Genomic DNA, 23,118 nt, shown 5'->3' on the forward strand with positions numbered 1-23,118 from the left:
AACTCCTTCGCGTTGGTGGTGCGGATGCTGCGTCTCCTACCTGCCGATGAACTCGGCGGTGGTACGCGTCATAAACGCTTCCATGCCAATTCTGGCATCTTTGCTCTGAGCAACGGCTACGAGGGCGGGCTGAAGGCCAGCCTCAGCCGCGGCATCGCCCTCGCGAATCGCCAGGTTGGCGTTGGCGAGAGCCGCCTGAACCGCAAGGGGAGCCTGGGCCGCGACGCGGTGCGCCAGCTCAAGGCCACGCGCATATTGCTGGCCGTGGGGCACAACTTCTTGCACCATCCCGATGCGGTGAGCTTCGGCGGCGTCGAAGCTGTCGCCGGTGAGAATCCAGCGCATCGCGTTCGACCAGCCAACTTGGCGTGGGAAGCGAATGGTGGCCCCGCCAAAGGGCAGGATGCCGCGCGATACTTCAACCTGACCGAAGACGGTCGAGTCCGCAGCGACGGCAATGTCGCTTGCGAGCAGCAACTCAATGCCGAGCGTGAGGCAGGTGCCCTGCACCGCAATCACGACGGGCTTCGAGAGCTTTTCGCCCGAAACTTGCCAGGGGTTGATGCCGCCCTCGGGAACCATGTCGAGCCCGTCCGCTCCGATGCGGGGGCCGATGTCAGCGAGGTCGAGGCCACCCGTGAAGTGGTCGCCGTGGGCAAAAACGAAGCCGGCACGCAGCTCGGGATCGCGCTCAAGCTCGCCATACGCAAGTGCAAGCTGCTGCAACATGTCCATGTCGGCGGCGTTGCGCTTATCGGTGCGGTCGAGGCCGATGAGCAAGACGTGGCCGTCTCGCTCCACAGTGATCTTGGGGGTGCTCGAGTTGGAGTCAGTCATAGCCCCAGACTACGACTGCGCGGCGGCCATCGGTCGGGATGCTGGCGATAAGCTCATACCCACACCAACTTTTCGGAGGCTCCTGTGTTGCGATCCGCAATTCTCGTTTGTGCTGTTGCGACGGCGGCTCTTCTCAGCGGCTGCAGCAGCGAACCGCCCGTCGAGGTTTCCGCGAGCTCCATCGCCGCGACGGCCGCCTCGGCGCTCGAACAGGCCACGGGAGAATTACCCGAAATGGACTGCGGCGACGAGACCGTGGAGCTCAAGAACAACACCACGCTCGACTGCGTTCTCACCGACACGACCCTCAACGAAGAGTTCGACAGCGAAGTGACGATCACGGATGTCGACGGGGCGAGCTACTCGGTTTCAGTCGACGTCGCTGAAGAACCGCGCGAATAGCGACCGGCGCTGTTCAAAGCGCCCAGCAATCTCAGAATTGTGGGGGAGTCATCCACTGCGCTCGTCATCGAGGCGGGCGCAAATTCGGTGATGCCGGCGCCCGCAAGGGCATACTTGCCGACCACGGCACGAATCGCTTCGACGAGCACGGCGGCTTCGATGCCGAAGGGCACGGGGGAGCCGAGCCCCGCAAAATCAGCGGGATCAAGCACGTCGAGATCGATGTGGAGATACACGGATTCGGCACCCGTCGCCGCGATTGCGTCGAGCAGCGTCTCCGCCGAGAAATCGGTGGGGCCGAGCATCCGGATGCCGGACTGCCGGATGTAGTCATCTTCAGCGGTATCGATCGAGCGCACGCCCGCGAGGATCACCCGATCGGCGCGAACCGGATGCGCGGGTACAAGCTCGGAGGGACCATCGCCCAGGAGCGTGCGCAACACCATTCCGGTGAACGCGCCCGAGGGACTCGTCGCGGCGGTGTGCAGATCAGGATGCGCGTCGAGCCACACCACGGCGGGCTCGCTCGCGCTCACATGCTCGATCGCCGCGAGCTCGACGCCGCAATCGCCACCGATGGTGACATGCGTGTCGACACCAGCTTCGGTGCCCTCGGCGAGAGCGTGGCGTAGCCGGTCGCGCACGAGCAACAGCGAACTGTAGCGGTGCACGCCCGTGCCCTGGTGATCGCCCGCTTCGAGGGGAATGTCGACGGTGCGAGTCGATGCCGAGGGAAGATCTCCCCGAATCGACTCGGCACCGTCCACAAGTTGCATGGCACGGGACGAACCCGAACCCTGCCACTGCGGAACGACAACGTAGTTAATTGTCATCCGTTGAACTTTCGAGTCGTCGAACTACTCGCCTGCGGTGAGGGCCTGAGCGCCGCCGGCTTTGAGAGCCGCGAGGCGGGCCTCAACTTCGGTCTGCTTGCCGAGGTCTTCGAGGCCTTCGAACTGAGCGTCGAGGCTGGATGCTGCGAGCTCTTGCTGCCCCAGAACCTTGGCCTCTTCGCGGCGAATCTTGTCTTCGAAGCGGCCGAGGTCGCTTGTCGGGTCAAGAAGGTCGATCGACTTGAGCGCGTCGTGGACCTGCGACTGAGCTTCAACCGTCTTGGAGCGAGCAACAAGCTCGTCACGCTTGGCGGTGAGTTCGCTCAGCTTGGCGCGCATGCCGTCGAGGCCACTCTTGAGCTGGTCAACAACCTGAGTCTGCGACGCAATGGTCGGCTCAGCGGTGCGAGCTTCGTTTTCGGAAGAAACTTGGCGGCCAATGGCGATCTTGGCGAGGTTGTCGAACTTGTCGGCATCCACACTGTTGCCACCGGCACGCAGTTCGTCAGCTTTAGCGCTGGCCGCGAGAGCCTTACGGCCCCAGTCAGCAGCAGCGTTCATGTCTTCAGCGTGGTCCTGTTCCATGAGGCGCAGGTTGCCGATGGTCTGAGCTACAGCGCTCTCCGCATCCGCAATGGAGTTGGTGTAGTCGCGCACGAGCTGGTCGAGCATCAACTGAGGGTCCTCGGCCGAGTCGAGGAGCGAGTTGATGTTCGCCTTCAGTAGTTGTGAGATTCGTCCGAGAATTGACTGCTTTGCCATGCGACGTGCCTTTCGTGAGTTTTCTGAAGGAAACCGTAATTAGAATCTACCGCCGCGGCTGCGGCCACCACCACTGCGGCGAGACGATCCGCCCGAGCTGCGGCCGCCCGAACGTGAACCACTGCGCGAACTTGAACTGCCCGAGCGCGAACCGCCGCCCCAGGAGTAGCCCGACGAGGGGCGCGACGAGCGTGAGCCGAGGCTGCCACCGATGAGCCCACCGATGATGCCGCCGAGCACATCTCCGCCTCCTGAATTCGAGCCACCAAGCAACCCGCCAACACCGGCATTGGAACTACCGGAGAATTGGGAAACCTCGCGCTGAGCAATCTCGTACGCACTTGCCGCCAATTGGTCGGCCGTGCGGGCGTGCGTCACGGCGGTCACCGGGTCGGATGCCTGCAGCGCGAGCGCCTGCTTGAACTGACGATCCGCTTCCGCGATCTTGGTTCGCGCCGAAGATCCGACACCACCGCGACGTGTCGTGATGAACTGCGCCGTCGTGGTGATGCGAGACTGCGCTGCCGCCAGCGCCGCCGACAACTGGGTCGCTGCTTGAGCAATTGCTGACTGCTGGTCGCGCACGCCCACAAAGACCTTTTCGAGAGCAGCGTTGGCATCACCGAGTGCGCTCAAACTCGCGACAGGATCGGCGGTCGCCGACTGGGCGGCAGCCAACGCGGCTTCAGCACTCGCGATCGAGGGCTGCAGGGCTGCTGCCGTGCTGTCCGCGGGAAGCGCGCGGGCCGCAGCGATGTCGTTCGTGGTGTCCGTGATGGCGGCGGCAAGCTTCTGCTCTGCCGCCTGCAGCTCTGCGGTCAACGAATCGACGGCATCCATCAGCTGGATGGCCTGGCCGAGTTCCGCTTGAGCGGCGCGCACAGCGACAGCAGCTTCACTCGGTTTCTGCGCTTCTATGGATGCTTGTGCTGCGGTCGAGGTGCTCACAGCCGAGTTCAGCAATGCCTGAGCGCGCGTGCCATTGTCGGCAACGGCCTCTATCGCCGCGGGCGCGTAGTGCGCGGTGAGCGTTGCGAGCGCTGCCTCGGTAGCGGGGAGTCGGTGAGCGGCGGCCGCAATCGCGGTGGAGGTCTCAGCGAGTACCGTGGGGGCGTTTGTCTCAAGCTGGCGAAGCTCCTCAAACGCCTCAGCCTGCTCATCGAGAAGGTCGTCGGCGTGCTCGCACAGCTCGATGATCTCGATAGTCATGGCACGCTTCTGCTCGGCCGTTTCAGGCTCACTGTCATCGAGTTGCTGGCGGATGCGGAACGCCTTCGCCACAGCGGCATTCGCTTCGTCGAGCGACTTCTGGAACCCGGCGGTGGCAGCCGAACCGAACTGTGCTTCGGCAAAGCCAAGCTCTTGCTCGCTGGTCTTGACCGCGTCATCCAGATCAACCAGAGCGCTACCGGCCCGGCGGTCGAGCTCTTCTTGCGAAACCTCAGCGCTGGGAGCGGCGCTGCGGTCATCCTTGCCGCCACGACGCACACGGTAAATCACGTAGGCGCCGGCGCCAACAACCGCGACACCGCCCACAATCGGCAGAATCGGGATGCCGCCTCCTGCTAGCGAATTCGCGCCCGCGATGGCAGCCTCGCCCCAATTGTCAACGCGAAGCTCTGCCTCAATCGCACTCTCGGCCGCATCCAACTGCGCATCCGATAGTTCAGCGTCAGGGGAAACTGCGAGCGCGTATTGGCGTTGCGAAACGGCAACGGCAAGCAGCAGATCGTTGTCGCCGAGCCCGTTGTTGTCGGCGGTGGTGTCAGCCCAGTCAACCGGGTCGCTGGGGTTGGTGAACTCGTCAACGTAAACAACGAAAAGTTGGATGCCCTGACTTTCGTAGAGCGAATCCAGAGCACTATCGATCGCACTCGAATCGCCGTCGAGCACGCCCACCGAGTCGACAACGTAGCCGCCGTCGAGGCTCACGGGGTCATTGGCGAGAGCCGGCCCTGCGGTGAGCAGGCCGAGTAGAGCGGCAAGCGCCAGAGTGGTGCCCAGTCGAGCTTTCACGGGTGCTCCTTCGTCGACGACAGTGACACGGGGAGTCTAGCGAAGGCGACTGTGGTTACTGCAGTGTGATTGCTGATTTTGCGCTGCGAACTTCGGCAGCGGCGCCATCGGCGGGGTCAGTGGGCACAAAGGCGAGCGTCGCATTCACGGCATAGGTGCCCGGCTCCACCATTCCGCCGGTGTCGATCGTGGTGCAGTCGAAAACATCGATGGCGACATCAAAAGCGATGCTCTGGCCGGGCTGCAGATTGACGGGCATGACTGACAGAATCTGTACATCCGGGCTGTGCGAAATCACGATTGAGTCGCGCAGCAGGTTTACATCGGGCACGTTCGCCGTCGAGCCGGTCACCGGCTCATCGGATGTATTGGTCAGGCGCGCTGTGCCATAGGCGCTGCCGGAAGCCACAACTTCGGCGGGCAACTCTAGTTCGAGCGAGAGCCCAAACGGCGTTGTTTCATCGGTGCGGATGCTCGTGCCACACGCCGCGGTGATCAGGCTTGTGTCGGGGGCGGCCTGTGACTCGTCTGACGGGGCGGCGTCGCGTTCGCTGCCGGTGTCGAATGACTCGTCTGCGACAACCCCTGCCGTCGTGCTGATGGGGTCCGCCTGCCGGAACGTGCTGATGCCGGCGAAGACGAGCGACGTTGCCGCGAGCAGACCCACCGCTCCTACCGCGAACTGGCGTGGGAGGCGGCGACGTTTGCTGCGTGAAATCACTGCAGCGGTATCGATATCGATTGCGGGCAGTTCGGTGCCCGAAAACTGGGTGCGTAGTTCGTTCTCATCAACCACGGTGGCCTCCCAGATCGTGTGCGTCGGCGCGGTCTAGGCTCACGGCCATGCGGGCGAGTCCGTCGCTCAAATAGCGTTTCACGGCGCCCGAGCTGATATCTAGGGTCGCGGCAATGTCATCCACTTTGAGGTCTTCGTAATACCGCAGCACCACGCAGGCGCGTTCGCGCGGGCGAAGCTTCATCAGCTGTGACTGAAGGTCTAAGCGAGCTTCGGTGTCCGCATCCGCCGATTCATGGATGTCGGGCTCCACCGTCAGGTGGGCGATCTTGCGCCAGCGGCTGATCTTTCGACCGCGGTCAAGGTAGGTGTTCAGAATCGCTCGACGCACGTAAGCCTCGGCGCTGGCGATGCCAAAGCCGTTGCGCAGACGACCGAAGGTTTTCACGAGGGCATCGTGCACAAGGTCGGAGGCGTCGTCGCGGTTTCCTGAAATCAGGTACGCGTAACGCGTCAATGCCTCACCTCGCTCGGCGACGAGTTGTGCGGCTACGTCTTCCCAGCGGGCAGGGGTGTTTTTGGTCTCAGTCACTGAGCCCCTCCTCGCCGTCGTCTCTATTGTGGCCGAGGAATGGCCAATAGTTAGCGCAATTGTGGTCACACTAATAAAGACGAACGGCGAGGGGGTTTCGTTGGTTAGCTTGTGAGGCGTGCTTTCAACTGCTCAAGCTGGCGTGTAACGGCAGCGGGAACACGACCATCGAAGGTTGCAAAAAATTCTTCGGTGGATGCCGCTTCGGCGAGCCATGACTCCGTATCGATAGCAAAAAGCTGTTCCATGACGTTTTCGTCAAGGTCGAGGCCGTCGATATTGAGGTCGCCTTCGCGGGGGAGCAGCCCGAGGGCACTCTCCTGTGCAGCAACTTGACCGTCGACGCGTTCGAGAATCCACTCGAGCACGCGAGAGTTCTCGCCGAAGCCTGGCCAGAGGAACGAGCCATCCGCACCCTTACGGAACCAGTTGACCTGGAAAATGCGCGGCACCGTGCCTGAACTGCGGAGGTTCTGACCGACCGAGAGCCAGTGGGCCCAGTGGTCTGCCATGTTGTATCCGCAGAACGGCATCATGGCAAACGGGTCTCGCCGTAGTTCGCCAATGGTGCCTTCGGCGGCCGCCGTCCGCTCAGATGAGATAGTGGCGCCCAGGTAGACGCCATGCTCCCAATCTCGTGCCTCCACCACTAGCGGCACGTTGGTCGCGCGGCGACCGCCGAAGATTATGGCGTCAATGACGACGCCCTGTGGCGATTCCCACTCATCTGCGATGGTGGGGCATTGTGCTGCTGCCACAGTAAAACGTGAGTTCGGGTGTGACGACGGGGTGCCCGATTCGGGCGTCCAGTCGTTTCCCTGCCAATCGATCAAGTGCTCAGGCACCTCATCGGTCATGCCTTCCCACCACACGTCGCCGTTGTCTTTCAGTGCCACGTTGGTGAAGACGGTGTTGCCCCAGATGGTGTCCATGGCGGTCTCGTTGGTGGCGATTCCCGTTCCCGGAGCCACCCCAAAGAAGCCAGCTTCGGGGTTGATGGCGCGCAGGCGGCCGTCAGCTCCCTTGCCGAGCCACGCGATGTCGTCACCGATCGTCTCGGCCTTCCAGCCGGGAATCGTGGGCTTGAGCATCGCGAGGTTGGTCTTGCCGCAGGCGCTGGGGAATGCCGCAGCGATGTGGAAGATGCGACCACGAGGGTTCGTGAGCTTGAGGAGCAGCATGTGCTCGGCAAGCCATCCTTCGTCGCGAGCGATCACTGAAGCGATGCGCAGGGCGAACGACTTCTTCGCGAGAATTGCGTTGCCGCCGTAAGCGGAACCGAACGACCAAATTTCGCGAGTCTCGGGGAAGTGGCTGATGTACTTGGTCTGGTTGCAGGGCCACGGCACATCCGTGTCACCGGCAGCGAGCGGGGCTCCAACACTGTGGATGGCGCGCACCCACTCCGTGGAGTCATCAATCGACTGAAGAACGGCGGTTCCCATTCGCGTCATGATGCCCATGCTCATGACGACGTAGGGGGAGTCAGTGACCTGCACGCCGATCTTGGCGAGCGGAGAACCGAGCGGACCCATGGAGAACGGAACAACGTAGAGGCGGCGGCCTCGCATCGCGCCCTCAAAGAGGCCGTCAAGCGTCGCACGCATTTCTGTCGGGGCGGCCCAGTTGTTGGAGGGGCCGGCATCGTTCTCGTTGACCGAGCAGATGAAGGTGCGCGATTCGACCCGGGCGACATCACTGGGGTCGCTGCGGGCGAGGAAGCTGTGGGGACGGTACTCATCGTTGAGTCGGGTCAGCGTGCCGGCCTCGATCATGAGTTCGGCGAGCTCGTCAGCCTCTTCGGGGCTGCCGTTGCACCAGACAACTTCGTCGGGCTGCGTGAGAGTGGCGATCTCTTCCACCCAGGCAATAACGCTCTGATTTGTTCCGTCGGGTGCGGAGAAGTGGGTCCTTGTCATCTCGGCGATGCTCATTTCTACCTTCCGCTGAAGTGTTGTTGTAGTGAAAAAACTGTTGTTATTCGATGATGACCCACTTTTACCCGCCTTGCTGACGAATCGGGTGGAAAGAATCCTTGTTCTTTAGTTATAGTGAACGTGTGAATGATCTTGTGACTCTCGGGCAACGCATCCGACATTTCCGCACCACGGCCGGACTGACCCTCGACCAACTCGGCGACAAGGTGGGAGTCGCGGGTAGCCAGCTCTCTCTCATGGAGAACGGGCGGCGCGAACCCCGACTGACTCTGCTGTCGGCAATTGCGTCGGCCACCGACATCCAGCTCGCCGATTTGCTCGAAGAGACCCCGCCGACCAAGCGGGCCGCGCTCGAGATTGAACTCGACCGTCTGCAGCGCAGCACGATCTACGCATCGTTGGGGCTGCCGAAGATTCGCCCGTCCAAGGGCATTCCGGATGAGACGCTCGAGGCAATCGTCGGCCTTCACCATGAACTTTCCACGCGGTCGCGTCAGGCCATCGCCACGCCGGAGGAAGCGCGTCGCGCCAACACTGAGCTGCGTCAGCGCATGCGCACCCTCGATAACTACTTGCCCGACCTCGAGAAAGAGGCCGAGAAGCTCACGATCGCGGGCAACCACACGACGGGGGCGCTCACTCACCGCGCCGTGAGTCTGATGGCGGAATCGCTCGGCTTCGAGCTAGTTCACGTTCATGATCTGCCGCATTCGGCGCGTTCGGTCACCGACCTCAAGCACGGGCGCATTTACTTGCCGCCGGCATCCATCCCGGGTGGGCACGGCCTGCGTTCGATGGCGCTGCAAGCGATGGCGCACCGTGTTCTGGGCCACACTGAGCCGACGAGCTACGCCGAGTTCTTGCACCAGCGCCTCGAAATCAACTACTTCGCGGCGGCTGTTCTCATGCCGCTCAAGCAGTCGGTGGCGTTCTTGAGCCAAGCTAAGACGGATCGCAACATTGCGGTCGAAGACTTTCGGGATGCCTTTGGGGTCACCCACGAAGCAGCCGCATTGCGCTTCACCAATCTCGCGACATCGCACCTCGACCTCGAAACGCACTTCTTACGCGTCGGCGACGATGGCGCCGTGTACAAGGCCTACGAGAACGATGGACTTCGACTACCGGTGGATGTCACGGGCTCGGCCGAGGGCCAGTTTGTGTGCCGCAATTGGAGCGCTCGTACCGCGTTCACCCGCACCAACCGCACCACGGAGTTCTACCAGTACACAGACACTCCGGAGGGCAGCTTCTTCGAATCAACCCAAACGGGAACCACGGATGCCGAAGAGTTCTCCATCACTATCGGGGTGCCGTTTTCGCACTCCAAGTGGTTCCGCGGCCGTGCCACCGACGTGCGTCGTTCATCCACGTGCCCCGACGAAACCTGCTGCCGCAAGCCGGAGGGCGAATTGCGCGACCGCTGGGCGGGCAACGCGTGGTCGAGCGCCAAGCTGCACGCCCACATCCTGTCGCCGCTCCCGTCGGGAACCTTCCCCGGCGTCGACGACCGCGAACTCTACGAGTTCTTGGAGTCGCACGCGAGCGACGCGAGCTAAGCAGCGCGGGTGAGCTCCTTCTGGGGCTCACCCGCGCTGCTGGTGCTGATCTAGCTGTCGTGAAGCTGGACAGCCGCTCTGATCTGCTCGGCGTAGTTGTAGATCTCGTCGAGAGATCCAATGGCGTGCTTGGTTTCGACTTTGTCGGCGTCAAAAGTCCCGATGTACTTCTGCTTCTTGCTGTTGAAATGCAGTCGAGCGATGGTCTTTCTATTGTTGTCATCGAGCAGCACAGCGAAGTACGACTTTGCATCGCGGTGAACCACACGCTGTGGCTTTACTTCGCTGCATGCGATTGCCTTGACGATTTGGTAGCCCTCGAGTTCTTCGAGGGTGGTCTCAATTTCGGTATCGCGATCAAGATCAGCCTCGACAACGGGCTCGCTGCTGAGCTCTTCTGCTTCTGCATCCGTCTGAACTGAGGGATAGGTCGACGAGCCTAGGGCTGCTTTCAATCGGTCATTCACTTGGTCATTCAAGAACTGCTTCGAGGCTTTATTTACAAGCGGAGTGAATTGCTCGCGGACTTTCTGAGTAAACGACTTGTCATACACGCGGGAGGTGACGAACTTCACCCAATCGTCTGACGACTCGCGGAAGAGCGTTGCAATCGTGCGCTTGAGGGCTCCGACGTATTTGAGTTCCTCGGCAGCGTTTATGACTGAGTCAAGATCGAAGGAGTCCTTCGTTAGTTTGCTGAGTTCTGGAATCAGCGTCTCGTCAATATCAGCCAGGTCGAGAACCAAGAACGGCTTGTCGTCCATTCGGTTCGGTGCATCAAGGTCCGTGTAGAAGTGGTAAATCGCGCCGTTGGTGAGAACAGCGATACGAGCGTTGGTTACTGCGAAATAGCGATACAACTGGGATGCGTGTTCGATGCGCAGCGGTTCTTTCGACCTCTTGCACTCGATCAGAATCTGGACTTCGCCATCGCGCATAATCGCGTAGTCGATCTTCTCGCCCTTTTTCACCCCTACATCAGCAGTGAACTCGGGAACCACTTCAAGCGGATTGAAGACATCGTAGCCAAGAATCGTTGATATGAACGGCATAATGAACGCGTTCTTCGTGGCTTCTTCGGTTTGGATCGCTTCGCGCTGGTTTTTGACTTTGAGCGCTAATGCGGCGAGACGTTCTGCGAACTCCATTGATACCCCTTTGAAACAGTTGTTAAAAACACTAGGGGAATGGTCGCGAGAATATGTCAGTCCATCGCCCCCAGTTATGGCTGCAAGTTATTAATCACCAAGGACAACGAGCAATCTGAGAGAGCAGCGCGGGGTCCGGTAGTGGCCGGCGCGGGCGCGCCCGCTAGCAGTCGCAGTCGGGGCCGGCGGCTGGGGCGGTGAGCACGTCGGGCTCGCGCACGATGCGGCCCTCGTCGCTTTCGACGGGGAAACCTTCTTTGGCCCAGTACTGGAAGCCGCCGATCATTTCGCGCACTTCATAGCCGAGCTTCGCAAACTCGAGGGCGCCTTTCGTAGCGCCGTTGCAGCCGGGGCTCCAGCGATACACGACAACCGGAGTGCCGGCGGGGATCTCTGCTGCAGCCCGCGCCGCGATTTCACGCGTCGGCAGGTGGCGCGCGCCGACGGCGCGACCCTGGCTCCAGGCGACGTCGCCGCGGGTGTCCACGAGTACGAATGATTCGCCTGCGTGGATAGCGGCGTGCACGTCGGAGGGGTCGGTTTCGAATTCGAGCTTGCGCGAAAAGTGTTCGATGCGGTCGACGGCCGTGGCGCGAGAAGTCATGGCAACAGGGTAGTGGCGTGAGCGGTCAGTGCTGTCGGGTACCGTGAATTGTTCGCCAATGTTACGAGGGTGCGTCCGCATCCTCTCTCTGGCGAAGAGTATGAGAAAGAGCACCATTCATGGCCAAGAAATCTCTCACCGCCGCCCCTCGTTTCGACCAACTCGCGCTGACAAATCTGTCGACCGGTGATCCGGACGCTCTGGAGGCGCATGAAAGCTACAGCGGAGAGCGCTTCGAGGGAGTCGATCTCAGCGAGCGTGACCTGTCGGGAATCTCGCTGTCTGAAACAGAATTCGTTGACCTTGAAGCCAACGAGGTGGTGTTCCGTTCAGCGGACTTCGTTGACACTCGCTTCGAGAAGCTCAACGCGCCCATTTTTGCGGCGCCGCGCACGAGCCTGCGCGACGTGAGCTTCGAAGGATCGCGTCTTGGCTCTGCTGAGTTTTATGAAACGCGCTGGAGTTCGGTGCGGTTTTCGCACTGCCGCATCGGTTACCTCAACCTGCGCGGGGCCCACCTTGAAGATGTTCTCTTCACCGATTGCCTGATCGATGAACTCGATCTGGGGGCCGCCACGGCCAACCGGGTGTCGTTCGAGGGCACGCAGATCAACAACCTCGACCTCACGCGCTCGACCCTCACCAACTTCGACCTCCGTGGAGTCGAGCTACGGCAGCTGGGGGGAGTCGAACACCTCAAGGGTGCGACGCTCAACTCCTACCAGCTCGCCGAGCTCGCTCCGCTCTTCGCTCGCAAGCTCGGGGTCGTTATCGACGACTAGCGCGGTGCGATCGTCGCGGCGAAGGCCTTAGCGTCAGCGTTAGCATCCGCCACCCGTCGAGCAGCACACGCCCGACTCGGGCAGCATGAGGTTCACGCGGCCGGCGCTTTCCACGTCTCCGGCGATAGCAGCAACAACCGAGCGAACCTGTTCGTATCCGGTGGCCATCAAGAAGGTCGGCGCGCGCCCGTAGCTCTTCGTGCCGACGATGTAGACATTCTTTTCGGGATGCGCGAGCACGCTGGCCCCGTGAGGTTCAACGGTGCCGCAACTGTGCACATTGGGGTGATGAGTGGTGCGAGTTCAACGGGAGCTTCGAGCACCGGGTCGAGGCTGAGGTGCAGTTCACGCAGGATGCCGGTGTCGGGGCGGAACCCGGTGGCGGCGGCGAGAGCATCCACGGTCACTGATTGGTCGCCGTCGGGGTTGCTGCTGGTGACCGTGAGACGGCCATCGGGCTGCGGGGTGAGTTCGGTGACGGTGAAGTCGGTCAGGAGCGTGATTGCCCCAGATTCGACGGCAGCCTTGAGGCGAGTGCCGAGCGCGCCACGACCGGGCAGTTCATCGGCAGCTCCGCCACCGTAGAGGCGGCGAGCCGAGCGGCCTCGAATCGCCCAGGTGATTTCGGTGGCGGGGTCGCTCTCGCGCAGTTCGGCGAGGGCAAGAAGCGTATTGGCGGCGGAGTGGCCCATGCCGATCACGAGCGTGTGCTTGCCGGCGAAGCAAGCGCGGTCGCGGCTGAGAGCATCGGGCAGCGGTCCCGTGAGCCACGCGCTAGCTTCGGTCTCGCCCGTTGCGGGGAGCCCTGATGCGCCGATGGGATTGTTGTGACCCCAGGTTCCTGACGCGTCGATGATTGCCGAGGCGAGGATGTCGTACACGCCATCGGGGGAGTCAACGCGAACGAGCAGTGGTCGGCGCTCGCGGCCGATGGTCTTGGTGGAGTCGATGCCTTGGCGCGACATCCCGATCACTCGGCTGTTGTAGTGGATGACGGGTGCTAGCTCGCGGTCGCGGCGAGCGGTTGCAGGTAGTCGCGCACGAGGTCGGCGCCGGTGGGAAGGATCTCGGCGTCGGGGGAGACCCAGTCGGTGCGTTCAAGCAGCTCGCGGCCGACCGGATCGATGCTGTAGCGCCACGGCGAGAAGAGGGAGACGTGGCCCCAGTCGCTGATGGCGGCACCGGCGTGGGCACCAGCCTCGAGCACGACGGTGCGGATGCCGCGGCTCACGAGGTTGGCAGCGGCTGCAAGCCCGATGGGGCCAGCCCCGACAACGACGACGGGCAGTGCGCTGGGTGCAGAGTGTTCGGTGGTCATGACGCTCCTCGTAATCAACTTCAGTGTTTGCTCACGATAACAGTAACCACTGTTGATAACAAAGAGTTGATGTAGGATTGCGAGCATGGGTAAACCGGTAGATCTTCTGATGATTCAGAAGCCCACGTGGTCGGCAACGGCCGAGCGGGCTCAGAGTCTGGCGCCCTTGTTGCGCGCCCTTGGAGACCCCAACCGGCTACAGCTCGTACTGCTGCTCACCGAGCGCGCCCACACGGTGCGCGAACTCACCGACGCCACCGGCCTCAGCCAAACGCTCGTCAGTCATCACCTGGCGCCGCTGCGCGAAAACGGTCTCGTCACCGTCACCCCGCGCGGCCGCGCTAACGTCTACGAACTGTGTTGCGAAGCCTTCGCGGAGCCCGTGAAGATGCTCGCGTCTGTCGCGACTAGCACGGATGCCGGGGCAGAAGCCTGCTGCGTCGTCTCAAACTAGCTTCCGTGCTACAAAGCAAAACAGCCGCACAAGAAGTGCGGCGTTGAGCTAATAACAGTGCCCCCGGAGGGAATCGAACCCCCGACCTACGGTACCGGAAACCGGCGCTCTATCCCCTGAGCTACGAAGGCAAGGAGGCTAGCTTAGCAAGCAATTCTTCCCACGTTTAGCACCCTGTTGACATCCGCGCTTCAGATTCGCATGACAGTATCGACGCATGCTGCGCACCGTTTCGTCCCACCAAGAACTTGACCTTCGTGGTCGCACCGAAATGGTCTTCAGCATTGCTGTCGCAGCGCCCTGGCCGCTGGCATCCGAAGCGATAGATTTTGTGTTGGATGGCGTACCCCAGCACCCCACAGAGTTGGTCGATGCCCGCGGAACCCGCTTGCACTCGCTCATTGCTGGGCCGGGGCAGCTTGTCGTGGACTACGCCGCCACCGTCGAGGCCACTCCCGAACCCGCGCCGCTCAACGCCATCGATCGCGCCGAGTACTTGCGCCCCAGTCGTTATTGCGAGTCAGATGTGCTCACGCCAACTGCCCGCTCCCTCTTTCCCACACAGTCCGGCCATGAACTTGTGCAGGCGGTTCGCGATTGGGTGGCGCACAACCTCCGCTACAGCCCAGGGATGTCGGCGGCCACCGATGGTGCGTCCCATTCTCTGCTCACGCGTCGTGGCGTGTGCCGAGACTTCGCGCACCTCACGATCACGATGTTGCGGGCGAAAGATGTACCTGCCCGCTACGCGTCGGTGTACGCCCCGGGCCTGAGCCCGATGGACTTTCACGCCGTGGCCGAAGCGTATGTCGACGGTCAGTGGTGGGTCGTTGATTCGACCGGCCTCGCACCGCGTCAATCACTCGTGCGAATTGCAACGGGCCGCGACGCAGCGGATGTCGCGTTTCTTACGAACCACTGGGCCGACCTGTTCCTGCAGAAGCTGGAGATCACGGCGACCGCCGACGACCTCCCCGTTGACGATCACAGTTCGCCGGTGCAGCTCGGCTAACCGTTCCGCGGTTTGCCGCTACTTGATAGCGGCGGCGACTTCGGCGACCAGATCGGAAGCATCGGAGGCTTCGAAGAACGCTGGCGAACTCAGAGTTGCCCAGTAGCCGCCCGAGAAGACTTGCGCGGTCCCCGTTCCGCCAGCGACGGCAAAGTAGCCGTCAAATCCTGCGGCGGCGGCGCCAGCATTCGCTTTGAGAGCATCGAGTTTCCCTGGGGCGGGCTGAGCTACTGAGACATCGATTGAGACTCCGCTCGTCGAGTTCTCCCACCGGCACACTACACCTTGCGCCTCGATTGCGGCCGCGGCGGGCGACCCCGCTGACGGCGTAAACGAGTTAAGCAGCAGGAAGTTGGGGTTGAAGTCGTACATTGCTTGAGGGCTAATGAGCTCGCCGCACGCGATGTCTACCGGCGACGCTTCAGGATCGGGTGTGCCCGTCGCTGTGGGTTCCGGAGCAGCCGTCGGAGTGTTTTCCGGGTCGATAGTGCGCGTGGGGTTGGGCCCGACCGGGTCGGACTCAGTGGGAACGCACGCGCTCAGGAGAAGAGCCGAAGCGCTCAGTGCGATCACTGCCGGAATTACGCGAAGTCGAAAAGCCATACCCCCATTCTTATGACTTGCACCGGCATCGCAGTGCAGTGACCCGGCAATGTCGTGAAGTACGAACCGATCTGTGACCTAGAGGCAACGATTCGCTCGCGCGCAACGCCCATAACCACCCAGTACTCTTAAGGGGTGAATCCTGCTGATCTTTCTGCCACCCTGCTCTCTGTCGTCTCCCGCATTGCGGCTGACCGCGGCACGCCCGATTTGGGTCTGACCGCGAGTGACCTGGTGCTAGAGCGACCGCGCAACCGCGATCACGGTGATTGGGCATCCAACATCGCTATGAAGCTCGCTAAGCCGCTGGGGGCCAACCCTCGCGAACTCGCGACCGAAATTGCTGAGCAGGCTCGCGCTATCGACGGCATTGCCTCGGTGGATGTTGCGGGCCCCGGCTTCATTAACATCACGCTGGATGCCGCTGCCGCTGGCGCGCTCGCGAAGACCATCGTCGAGCAGGGCGAGGCTTACGGTCGCAATGAATCCCTCGCGGGTCAGACCATCAACTTGGAGTTCGTTTCGGCCAACCCGACCGGTCCGCTGCACATCGGTCACACTCGGTGGGCTGCGCTCGGGGACTCGCTCGCGCGCATCCTGAAGGCTGCCGGCGCAGAACTCGTGAGTGAGTTTTACATCAACGACGCCGGTAACCAGATGGACAACTTTGGGGCGTCGATTCTGGCCTCGGCTAAGGGCGAACCGACTCCCGAGAACGGTTACCCGGGCGCCTACGTTGCTGAGCTCGCTCAGCGGGTGCTCGCCTCGAACCCTGAAATTCTTGAACTCGACCATGATGAAGCGATCGCGGTCGCTCGCGAACGTGGTTATGAACTGCAGTTGGGCGAGATTAAGAAGTCGCTCGCCGCCTTCAACGTGCACTTCGACGTCTGGTTCAGTGAGCGCGAACTTCACGCGGTGCAGGAGGATGGCAAGAGCGCCATCGACTCCGCTGTCGAGCGTTTGCGGGCCCAAGGCCACGTCGCCGACATCGACGACGCCGTGTGGGTCAAGACCACTGACTTTGGTGATGACAAAGACCGCGTGATCAAGCGTGGCAATGGCATCTACACCTACTTTGCTGCTGATGCGGCGTACTACTTGAGCAAGGGTGACCGTGGCTACGCCCACAAGATCTACTTGCTCGGGGCCGACCACCACGGCTACGTTCACCGTCTCAAGGCGCTCGCGGGCGCTGCGGGTGACGACCCCAACAAAGACATTGAGGTGCTTATCGGGCAGCTCGTCAGCATCAATGGTGCTCGTCTTTCGAAGCGCGCCGGCAACATCATCGAGCTCGATGACCTGCGCGAATGGCTCGGAACGGATGCTCTGCGCTACTCGCTCGGCCGCTACCCCTCCGATTCGCCGCTCAACCTCGATCCCGAGATTCTGCAGAAGCGCACCAACGACAACCCCGTCTTCTACGTTCAGTACGCTCACGCGCGCACGCACAGCGTTGCTCGCAATGCGGGGGAGTCGGGAGTGGATCGCAGCGTCTTCGATGCTTCGCTGCTCACGAACGAGACCGAAAGCATCCTGCTCGGTGTTCTTGCGGAGTTCCCGCGCATTGTGGCTCAGGCCGCAGAGTTGCGTGAGCCCCACCGCATCGCGCGTTTTGCCGAAGAGCTCGCCGGCAGCTACCACCGCTGGTACGACCAGTGCCGCGTTACTCCGATGAACGACGAAGAAGTGACCGACGTTCACCGCACGCGACTCTGGGTCAACGACGCTGTCGGTCAGGTTCTGCGTAACAGCCTCTGGATGCTCGGGGTTAGCGCCCCGGAGCGGATGTAGCTTTCGTGGCTTCTGACGACCAGCCCACCATCGAGTTACGACTCGACGGTGCGGGGGAGCCCGCTGCCACCACGGCCACCGGTTACGAGACTGCGAAACGCAAGCGACGTAGCTGGATTGGGTGGGTTATCGCCGGGGCCGTTCTCGTCATCCTGATTGTCGGCGTTGTTCTTGTCGAAACGGTCGGACGAACAGCCGCGGTTCGCATCGCCCAGAACGAGATCGCGTCGTCGCTCGGCCTGGAATCCAGCGACGGTGTGGCTGTCGATCTGGGCTCGGGCTCACTGATCGTGCAGGCGCTCACGGGCGGGCTCGACGTCGTCACGATCGACATCGACCGCTTCGAGGTCAACGGCCTCGAGTCATCCGTGCAGGTCATTGCGACGGGTGTGCCCGTGGTGACGTCGCAGCCCATCGACACTGTCTCGATGGATGTCGCGATCACCGGCGCCGAAGTATCGAAACTCGCAACGACCCTGAGTGGCACCGGGCTCGATTCGATCGAGCTGGAGGGCACCGCCATTCGCGTCTCGACGGTGTTCGAGCTGCTGTTCTTCGAAATCCCTGTTGCCCTCGATCTGGTGCCCGTGGCGGCGGGCGATTCGATCGCCTTCGAGCCGGAGTCGGTCATCCTGGGCGAGGAACAGATCTCTGTGGCCGACCTTCTCGATAACCCCCTCGTTTCCGGGCTTGCAGGTGGCCTGCTCAGTTCACAAGAGTTCTGCGTCGCCTCGTCATTGCCGACAGCGTTGACGATCGATTCGGTTGCTGTCGCTAACGACAACCTCGTCATCCAGCTCAGTGCTGACGGGATTGCCCTCGACGATGCCGCCTGGAAGCAATACGGCACGTGCCCGACGCCGTAACTCGATTCAGCGCTAGCGGCGCCAGCCGTTAGAGTGGTCAGCATCCCCAACGCCTGTGCGGACACAATCCGCCGTTTTCCGTCTACATCTCTGTGAGGTGCGACTGTGTTCGCGAACCCGCTGGCGCCCGAGTGGCTCGAAGCTCCCGCCGAAGCTAATTCTTTGGCATCGACCGTCTGGTCGCGCAATGCTGCGCGCTCCGAGAATGGTGAACTGAACATTGCGGGCGTTTCCGCGAGCGAGCTCGTTGCTAACTTCGGTACGCCGGTCTACGTCGTCGACGAGGCGGATGCCGTAGCGCGCGCCACCGAGATCAAGGGCGCGTTCGGCACCGAATTCGCTCGCATCGGTTCGAGCGTCAAGGTGTACTACGCGGGTAAGGCGTTCCTCTGCACTGAGGTCGCCCGCTGGATGACGACCGTTGGCCTCAACATCGACGTTGCAAGCGCTGGCGAGATGGCTGTTGCCCTCGCGGCTGGCGTTGATGCGTCGCGACTGGGATTCCACGGCAACAACAAGAGTCTTTCCGAGATCGACCGTGCTGTGCGCGCGGGCATCGGCCCCATCGTTATCGACAGCGTCGTCGAAATCGGTCGGGTTGCTGAAGCCGCTGCACGGCACGGTCGAACCCAGCGGGTGCGCTTGCGCATCAATAGCGGGGTTCACGCGTCCACTCATGAGTACTTGGCAACGGCTAGGGAAGACCAGAAGTTTGGTGTTCCGCTGACCGAGGCTGAGGCGATTGTGGCGCAGATTCGTTCGCATTCCTCGCTGGAGTTTGTGGGCATCCATTCGCACATCGGGTCGCAGATTTTCGACACCGCGGGCTTTGCTGAGGCGGCTCGTCGCTTGCTTGAATTGCATGCCCGTTTGTCTGTGGCGGCTCCGGTGCCCGAGTTGAACTTGGGCGGCGGTTTCGGCATCGCATACACCTCGGCTGATCAGGCTTTGCCGGTCGCTGAGCTCGCGGCGTCGCTCGCGAACATTGTCGAGGCCGAGTGCGCTCGCCTCGAGATTCCTGTTCCGGTCATTGCTATCGAGCCGGGCCGTTCCATCATCGGTCCGTCGACGACGACGCTCTACACGGCAGGCACGATCAAGGATGTGCTCGTCGATGGCGAGGCGGTTCGAAAGTACGTCAGCGTCGACGGCGGCATGAGCGACAACCTGCGCACAGCCCTCTACGCGGCGGACTATTCGGCTCGCCTTGCGAATCGCGTTTCGGATGCTGCCCCCGAGCTGGTGCGTGTTGCCGGCAAGCACTGCGAGGCTGGCGATATCGTCGTGCGCGCCGAGTACTTGCCCGGAGACGTCGAGCCCGGAGACATTGTGGCCGTTCCCGCCACCGGCGCTTATGGCTGGGCGATGTCCAACAACTACAACTATCTCGCGCGCCCGCCGGTTATTGCGGTGCGCGACGGTAAGGCTCGCATTATTGTGCGGGGCGAAACCGAAGACGACTTGCTCAGCCGCGACGCGGGAATCACACCATCGGGAGACTCTGAATGATCGAATACCGCAACCTTCGCGTCGCAGTTCTGGGTGGAGGAAGTGTCGGATCACAAGTCACCGCTCTACTGCTCGAGCACGCCGACGAGCTCGCCGCCCGGGCGGGAGCCGGGCTCGAAGTCGTGGGCGTCGCCGTTCGTGACATTGACGCTCCTCGCGACACCGACATCCCGAAAGAACTCCTGACGACTGACGCAGAGTCGCTCATTGTTGGCGCCGATATTGTCATTGAACTGATCGGTGGCCTTGAGCCAGCCCGCACCTGGATTTTGAAAGCGCTGCACTCCGGTGCCGACGTCATCACCGCTAACAAGGCTCTGCTGGCCCACCACGGCGCCGAGCTCTTCGAAGAAGCCGCTCAAGTCGGTGCACAGCTGTACTACGAGGCAGCCGTGGCGGGAGCGATTCCGATCATCCGTCCACTGCGCGACAGCCTTGCCGGTGACCGCGTCGAGCGCATCTTGGGCATCGTCAACGGCACTACGAACTACATTCTTGACCGCATGGATGCCACGGGCGACAGTTTCGACACCGCTCTTGCCGAGGCCACACGCTTGGGCTTTGCTGAGGCCGACCCCACCGCGGACATCGAGGGCTACGACGCTGCGCAGAAGGCTGCGCTGCTGGCGAGCCTCGCGTTCCACACACGCGTGCCGCTGGATGCCGTGCACCGTGAAGGAATCACAAGCGTTACCGCCGAGCAGGTTGTTGCCGCGCGCAAGGCTGGCTATGTCGTCAAATTGCTCGCGATCTGTGAGCGCGTGCTTGCGACGGACGGATCGACCGAGGGCGTTAGTGCTCGCGTCCACCCCGCCCTTGTTCCTTTGACTCACCCGCTCGCTGCCGTTCACGGAGGCAACAATGCGGTATTCGTCGAGGCCGAGGCTGCAGGCAGCCTCATGTTCTATGGTGCTGGCGCTGGCGGAATTGAAACCGCATCCGCCGTTCTGGGCGACGTTGTTTCAGCCGCCCGCCGCCACGTCATCGGTGGCCCCGGCGTTGCCGAGTCGACTCACGCTAACTTGCCGATCTTGCCGATCGCCCGCGTAATGACGCGCTACCAAATCACCTTGACGGTTGTTGACGAGCCCGGTGTGCTCGCCACGATCGCCGCAGTATTTAGTGATCACCACGTCTCCGTAGAAGCGGTCAACCAGACCGTTGGTGCAGTAGTAGAGGGCGTGCCGAGCGCTACCCTTATTACTGTGACGCACGAGGCGACGGATGAGTCGCTTGCCGCCACGGTGGCAGCGCTGACCGAGAACTCGGTTGTGCGTGAAGTTGTGTCCGTTTTGAGAGTTGAGGGGCTGTAAATAATGAATAGCGAAATCCGGAACCGCCAGTGGCGCGGCCTGCTTCACGAGTACGCCGACCGTCTCAACATTTCTGACGCGACCCCCATCATCACGCTGGGCGAGGGTGGAACTCCCTTGCTTCCCGCGCCCGCTCTGTCGGCTCGCACCGGCGCCAAGGTTTGGGTCAAGTTCGAAGGAATGAACCCCACGGGCTCGTTCAAAGACCGCGGCATGACGATGGCCATTTCCAAGGCTGTCGAGCACGGTGCCAAGGCGGTTATTTGTGCCTCGACCGGTAACACCTCTGCGTCGGCTGCAGCCTATGCCGCTCACGCCGGTATCACCGCCGCTGTTCTCGTTCCCGAGGGCAAGATCGCGATGGGCAAGCTCAGCCAGGCCATCGCTCACAACGGTGAACTCATTCAGGTTCAGGGAAACTTCGACGACTGCCTCGACATCGCTCGCGACCTCGCCGAGAACTACCCCGTGCACCTCGTCAACTCGGTGAACCCCGACCGCATCGAGGGCCAGAAGACTGCTGCCTTCGAGGTTGTCGAGGTTCTGGGCGACGCCCCTGACTTCCACATCGTTCCTGTCGGAAACGCCGGAAACTACACCGCCTACTTCCGTGGCTACAGCGAAGAGCTCGAGCGCTCCGCCACCACGAAGCTTCCGCGCATGTTCGGCTTCCAAGCCGAGGGCAGCGCTCCGATCGTTCGCGGCGAAATCGTCAAGAACCCCGACACGATCGCTAGCGCCATCCGCATCGGAAACCCGGCATCGTGGCACCTCGCCACCGAGGCCCACAAGGTGTCAGACGGCTACTTCGGTGCCATCAGCGACGCCAAGATTCTCGAAGCCCAGCGCATCCTTTCGGCTGAGGTCGGCATCTTCGTTGAGCCCGCATCCGCGATCAGCGTTGCCGGACTCTTGGAGCGGGCCGAAGCTGGCCAGATTCCTCGCGGTTCCACAGTCGTGCTCACGGTTACCGGTCACGGCCTCAAGGACCCGCAGTGGGCTCTCAAGACGGCCAGCGGCGATGACATTACGCCGAAGGTTGTTCCCGTCGACACCGCTGAGGTTGCAAGCGTGCTGGGGCTGGCCAAGGCATGACCTCGCTGGTCGGTCGCAGCGTCGTCGTGCGCGTGCCGGCGACCTCTGCCAACCTCGGTCCCGGCTTTGACACGCTCGGGCTTGCCCTCTCGCACTACGACGAACTGATCGTTACCGCGGTCGAGGGCTCGGGCGTCGAGATCGACGTCTCGGGTGTTGGTGCAGGAATCGTCGCGACCGATGAGTCGAACCTCGTCATTCAGTCGATCCAGCACTGCTTCACGCACTTTGGGCAGACGATGCCGGCACTTCATGTGTCGGCGACCAACGTCATCCCGCACGGTGGTGGCTTGGGTTCGTCGGCGGCAGCAATTGTCTCGGGCGTCATGGCCGCAAAGGGTTTGCTCGACGGCATCGTCGAGACGGATGCTGCAACTCTCCTCGTGCTCGCGACCGAGCTCGAGGGACACCCCGACAACGTCGCACCGGCACTCTTGGGCGGTCTCACCATCGCGTGGAGCACCGAGTCGGGGCCGCTAGCGAAAAAGTTGATGGTGCACCGTGGAGTGTCACCGCTCGTCTGCGTTCCCGATTTTCAGGTCTCGACGGCGCACGCGCGCAGTCTGCAGCCGGATGCTGTGCCCTACGCCGACGCTGTCTACAACGTCTCGCGAGCAGCACTCCTGATTGCCGCCCTCACGCAGAGCCCCGAAGTGTTGCTCGAAGCCACGGGGGATCGCCTTCACCAGGATTACCGCGCTGCAGCGATGCCGCAGACCACAGAACTGATCCGTATGCTGCGTTCCCACGGGCATGCCGCTGTGGTTTCCGGTGCTGGACCCTCGGTGCTCGTGCTTGCTGATGACCCGGCGAAGCGCCTCGAAGCAGTCGCTCTTGTGCAGGAGCACGCCGCGACGCCGTGGGAATGTCTACTCTTAGCCGTGGACTTCAAAGGTGCTACAGTGAATGAGCACCAGGTAGAAGCTACGGCGTAGCCGCAGCC

General features: G+C 62.2%; 24 protein-coding genes and 1 tRNA gene. 11 read left to right on the top strand and 14 right to left on the bottom strand.

The genetic code is table 11. The annotated features are described in order from the left end of the window. Positions 1-36: 36 nt before the first annotated feature. The gene (locus tag ACWTV1_RS10990; protein WP_498505363.1) at positions 37-837 is read right to left on the bottom strand and encodes a crotonase/enoyl-CoA hydratase family protein; all 801 of its coding nucleotides are present in this window, start codon (positions 835-837) and stop codon (positions 37-39) included. Positions 838-921: 84 nt separating this feature from the next. On the opposite strand from ACWTV1_RS10990, the gene ACWTV1_RS10995 reads away from it, so the two are divergent. Continuing rightward, positions 922-1,239: a DUF4333 domain-containing protein gene (locus ACWTV1_RS10995; protein ID WP_498505364.1), complete on the top strand. Its 318-nt coding sequence runs from the start codon at positions 922-924 to the stop codon at positions 1,237-1,239. Here ACWTV1_RS10995 and ACWTV1_RS11000 read toward each other — a convergent pair. From ACWTV1_RS11000 to ACWTV1_RS11025, 6 genes are all read right to left on the bottom strand, one after another. Continuing rightward, positions 1,197-2,072, bottom strand: a complete 876-nt coding sequence (locus tag ACWTV1_RS11000; RefSeq protein ID WP_498505365.1) for an arginase family protein — start codon at positions 2,070-2,072, stop codon at positions 1,197-1,199. The genes ACWTV1_RS10995 and ACWTV1_RS11000 overlap by 43 nt on opposite strands. Positions 2,073-2,096: 24 nt before the next feature. Beyond that, entirely contained in the window at positions 2,097-2,834 is a 738-nt protein-coding gene (locus ACWTV1_RS11005; protein ID WP_100389947.1) for a PspA/IM30 family protein, read from the bottom strand. 39 nt (positions 2,835-2,873) lie between these two features. Then, a complete protein-coding gene (locus tag ACWTV1_RS11010) occupies positions 2,874-4,850 on the bottom strand; it encodes a TPM domain-containing protein (RefSeq protein ID WP_498505366.1) in 1,977 nt (658 codons plus the stop codon). Positions 4,851-4,905: 55 nt separating this feature from the next. Then, complete coding sequence (locus tag ACWTV1_RS11015) at positions 4,906-5,646, bottom strand: hypothetical protein (protein WP_498505367.1); 741 nt, start codon at positions 5,644-5,646, stop codon at positions 4,906-4,908. Then, positions 5,639-6,178, bottom strand: a complete 540-nt coding sequence (locus ACWTV1_RS11020; RefSeq protein WP_100389950.1) for a sigma-70 family RNA polymerase sigma factor — start codon at positions 6,176-6,178, stop codon at positions 5,639-5,641. The genes ACWTV1_RS11015 and ACWTV1_RS11020 overlap by 8 nt, the downstream gene beginning before the upstream one ends. Positions 6,179-6,282: 104 nt before the next feature. After that, entirely contained in the window at positions 6,283-8,097 is a 1,815-nt protein-coding gene (locus ACWTV1_RS11025; protein ID WP_498505368.1) for a phosphoenolpyruvate carboxykinase (GTP), read from the bottom strand. 140 nt (positions 8,098-8,237) lie between these two features. On the opposite strand from ACWTV1_RS11025, the gene ACWTV1_RS11030 reads away from it, so the two are divergent. After that, positions 8,238-9,674: a helix-turn-helix domain-containing protein gene (locus ACWTV1_RS11030; RefSeq protein ID WP_341620761.1), complete on the top strand. Its 1,437-nt coding sequence runs from the start codon at positions 8,238-8,240 to the stop codon at positions 9,672-9,674. Between the two features lie 50 nt (positions 9,675-9,724). On the opposite strand, the gene ACWTV1_RS11035 is transcribed toward ACWTV1_RS11030, so the two are convergent. Both ACWTV1_RS11035 and ACWTV1_RS11040 read right to left on the bottom strand, forming a co-directional pair. Then, a complete protein-coding gene (locus tag ACWTV1_RS11035) occupies positions 9,725-10,822 on the bottom strand; it encodes a type I restriction endonuclease (protein WP_498478704.1) in 1,098 nt (365 codons plus the stop codon). A 163-nt stretch (positions 10,823-10,985) separates the two neighbouring features. Continuing rightward, positions 10,986-11,426, bottom strand: coding sequence for a rhodanese-like domain-containing protein (locus ACWTV1_RS11040; RefSeq protein WP_498505369.1), 441 nt, complete (start codon positions 11,424-11,426; stop codon positions 10,986-10,988). A 119-nt stretch (positions 11,427-11,545) separates the two neighbouring features. Between ACWTV1_RS11040 and ACWTV1_RS11045 the strand changes: the two genes are divergently transcribed. After that, the gene (locus ACWTV1_RS11045) at positions 11,546-12,208 is read left to right on the top strand and encodes a pentapeptide repeat-containing protein (protein ID WP_498505370.1); all 663 of its coding nucleotides are present in this window, start codon (positions 11,546-11,548) and stop codon (positions 12,206-12,208) included. A gap of 39 nt (positions 12,209-12,247) precedes the next feature. Here the strand turns inward: ACWTV1_RS11045 and ACWTV1_RS11050 are convergent, their stop codons facing one another. Genes ACWTV1_RS11050 through ACWTV1_RS11060 form a run of 3 tightly spaced genes read right to left on the bottom strand, consistent with a single transcriptional unit; the run spans position 12,248 to position 13,526 of the window. Further along, entirely contained in the window at positions 12,248-12,376 is a 129-nt protein-coding gene (locus tag ACWTV1_RS11050; protein ID WP_498505371.1) for a hypothetical protein, read from the bottom strand. Next, positions 12,376-13,182 (bottom strand): NAD(P)/FAD-dependent oxidoreductase, encoded by an 807-nt coding sequence (locus ACWTV1_RS11055; protein WP_498505372.1) that lies wholly within the window; start codon positions 13,180-13,182, stop codon positions 12,376-12,378. Before ACWTV1_RS11055 ends, ACWTV1_RS11050 begins: the two co-directional genes overlap by 1 nt. 26 nt (positions 13,183-13,208) lie before the next feature. Next, positions 13,209-13,526, bottom strand: coding sequence for an FAD-dependent oxidoreductase (locus ACWTV1_RS11060; protein WP_498505373.1), 318 nt, complete (start codon positions 13,524-13,526; stop codon positions 13,209-13,211). Between the two features lie 85 nt (positions 13,527-13,611). Between ACWTV1_RS11060 and ACWTV1_RS11065 the strand changes: the two genes are divergently transcribed. Further along, on the top strand, positions 13,612-13,980 hold the full coding sequence (locus ACWTV1_RS11065; RefSeq protein WP_498505374.1) for an ArsR/SmtB family transcription factor: 369 nt from the start codon (positions 13,612-13,614) through the stop codon (positions 13,978-13,980). 58 nt (positions 13,981-14,038) lie between these two features. On the opposite strand, the gene ACWTV1_RS11070 is transcribed toward ACWTV1_RS11065, so the two are convergent. After that, positions 14,039-14,111, bottom strand: a tRNA-Arg gene (locus ACWTV1_RS11070). 86 nt (positions 14,112-14,197) lie between these two features. On the opposite strand from ACWTV1_RS11070, the gene ACWTV1_RS11075 reads away from it, so the two are divergent. Further along, positions 14,198-14,992 carry a transglutaminase-like domain-containing protein gene (locus ACWTV1_RS11075; protein WP_498505375.1) on the top strand — a complete coding sequence of 265 codons (795 nt, stop codon included), beginning with the start codon at positions 14,198-14,200 and terminating at the stop codon, positions 14,990-14,992. An 18-nt stretch (positions 14,993-15,010) separates the two neighbouring features. Here the strand turns inward: ACWTV1_RS11075 and ACWTV1_RS11080 are convergent, their stop codons facing one another. Next, positions 15,011-15,595, bottom strand: a complete 585-nt coding sequence (locus ACWTV1_RS11080; protein ID WP_498505376.1) for an arginyl-tRNA synthetase — start codon at positions 15,593-15,595, stop codon at positions 15,011-15,013. Between the two features lie 135 nt (positions 15,596-15,730). Here ACWTV1_RS11080 and argS point away from each other — a divergent pair, with 135 nt between their 5' ends. The 6 genes from argS to thrB all read left to right on the top strand — a co-directional run bounded on the left by argS (position 15,731) and on the right by thrB (position 23,110). Then, positions 15,731-17,392 carry an arginine--tRNA ligase gene (gene argS / locus ACWTV1_RS11085; protein WP_498505377.1) on the top strand — a complete coding sequence of 554 codons (1,662 nt, stop codon included), beginning with the start codon at positions 15,731-15,733 and terminating at the stop codon, positions 17,390-17,392. Positions 17,393-17,397: 5 nt separating this feature from the next. Further along, complete coding sequence (locus tag ACWTV1_RS11090; protein ID WP_498505378.1) at positions 17,398-18,258, top strand: LmeA family phospholipid-binding protein; 861 nt, start codon at positions 17,398-17,400, stop codon at positions 18,256-18,258. Between the two features lie 105 nt (positions 18,259-18,363). Continuing rightward, positions 18,364-19,767: a diaminopimelate decarboxylase gene (gene lysA / locus ACWTV1_RS11095; protein ID WP_498505379.1), complete on the top strand. Its 1,404-nt coding sequence runs from the start codon at positions 18,364-18,366 to the stop codon at positions 19,765-19,767. Then, a complete protein-coding gene (locus tag ACWTV1_RS11100; RefSeq protein WP_498505380.1) occupies positions 19,764-21,080 on the top strand; it encodes a homoserine dehydrogenase in 1,317 nt (438 codons plus the stop codon). The genes lysA and ACWTV1_RS11100 overlap by 4 nt, the downstream gene beginning before the upstream one ends. Before the next feature lie 3 nt (positions 21,081-21,083). Beyond that, the gene (gene thrC / locus ACWTV1_RS11105; protein ID WP_498505381.1) at positions 21,084-22,175 is read left to right on the top strand and encodes a threonine synthase; all 1,092 of its coding nucleotides are present in this window, start codon (positions 21,084-21,086) and stop codon (positions 22,173-22,175) included. Continuing rightward, positions 22,172-23,110 (top strand): homoserine kinase, encoded by a 939-nt coding sequence (gene thrB, locus ACWTV1_RS11110; protein ID WP_498505382.1) that lies wholly within the window; start codon positions 22,172-22,174, stop codon positions 23,108-23,110. Before thrC ends, thrB begins: the two co-directional genes overlap by 4 nt. The last annotated feature ends 8 nt before the right edge of the window (positions 23,111-23,118 follow it).

The sequence above is a fragment of the Salinibacterium sp. VpJ6 genome (assembly GCF_059767345.1).

Coding starts and splice junctions, on each gene's coding strand:
- ACWTV1_RS11035 (WP_498478704.1), bottom strand. CDS start 10,822: ATGGAGTTCGCAGAACGTCTCGCCGCATTAGCGCTCAAAGTCAAAAAC.
- thrB (WP_498505382.1), top strand. CDS start 22,172: ATGACCTCGCTGGTCGGTCGCAGCGTCGTCGTGCGCGTGCCGGCGACC.
- ACWTV1_RS11075 (WP_498505375.1), top strand. CDS start 14,198: ATGCTGCGCACCGTTTCGTCCCACCAAGAACTTGACCTTCGTGGTCGC.
- ACWTV1_RS11025 (WP_498505368.1), bottom strand. CDS start 8,097: ATGACAAGGACCCACTTCTCCGCACCCGACGGAACAAATCAGAGCGTT.
- ACWTV1_RS11100 (WP_498505380.1), top strand. CDS start 19,764: ATGATCGAATACCGCAACCTTCGCGTCGCAGTTCTGGGTGGAGGAAGT.
- ACWTV1_RS10990 (WP_498505363.1), bottom strand. CDS start 837: ATGACTGACTCCAACTCGAGCACCCCCAAGATCACTGTGGAGCGAGAC.
- ACWTV1_RS11050 (WP_498505371.1), bottom strand. CDS start 12,376: ATGGCCACCGGATACGAACAGGTTCGCTCGGTTGTTGCTGCTATCGCC.
- ACWTV1_RS11040 (WP_498505369.1), bottom strand. CDS start 11,426: ATGACTTCTCGCGCCACGGCCGTCGACCGCATCGAACACTTTTCGCGC.
- ACWTV1_RS11005 (WP_100389947.1), bottom strand. CDS start 2,834: ATGGCAAAGCAGTCAATTCTCGGACGAATCTCACAACTACTGAAGGCG.
- ACWTV1_RS11045 (WP_498505370.1), top strand. CDS start 11,546: ATGGCCAAGAAATCTCTCACCGCCGCCCCTCGTTTCGACCAACTCGCG.
- ACWTV1_RS11080 (WP_498505376.1), bottom strand. CDS start 15,595: ATGGCTTTTCGACTTCGCGTAATTCCGGCAGTGATCGCACTGAGCGCT.
- ACWTV1_RS11000 (WP_498505365.1), bottom strand. CDS start 2,072: ATGACAATTAACTACGTTGTCGTTCCGCAGTGGCAGGGTTCGGGTTCG.
- ACWTV1_RS11060 (WP_498505373.1), bottom strand. CDS start 13,526: ATGACCACCGAACACTCTGCACCCAGCGCACTGCCCGTCGTCGTTGTC.
- thrC (WP_498505381.1), top strand. CDS start 21,084: ATGAATAGCGAAATCCGGAACCGCCAGTGGCGCGGCCTGCTTCACGAG.
- ACWTV1_RS11065 (WP_498505374.1), top strand. CDS start 13,612: ATGGGTAAACCGGTAGATCTTCTGATGATTCAGAAGCCCACGTGGTCG.